This window comes from Roseixanthobacter psychrophilus (assembly GCF_043195195.1).
Taxonomy (GTDB): domain Bacteria; phylum Pseudomonadota; class Alphaproteobacteria; order Rhizobiales; family Xanthobacteraceae; genus NCEH01.
The window spans coordinates 1-202 of record NZ_JBAFWT010000255.1 but is presented as its reverse complement, the minus strand read 5'-3'; the positions used below and the strand labels follow the sequence as shown (position 1 = coordinate 202).

Annotated in this window: 1 protein-coding gene; it reads right to left on the bottom strand. The window is 65.8% G+C overall.

Annotated elements, in window-relative coordinates; all coding sequences use genetic code 11:
• Positions 1–166: MobA/MobL family protein (locus V5F77_RS29435; RefSeq protein ID WP_429008555.1), on the bottom strand; the 166-nt coding region annotated here is incomplete at its 3' end.
• Positions 167–202 lie beyond the last annotated feature (36 nt).

The following is a 202-nucleotide window of genomic DNA, read 5'->3' as shown; positions in this document are numbered from 1 at the left end:
GCAACATCACCTCGGAATGGACGATGCCCGGCTTGTTTGAGAAGTCGTGGCCACGGCCCAGCCGGTCATCGCGCAGCCGGGAGGCCGAGCGATAGGCGGCGGCTGCGACCGCACTGCGGCCCGCCGCACGTCCGATGACCTGAACGGAGAAATGGTAGATCGCCATGGCGACCAACCAGATACTGCCCTCAAGCGCACGTCG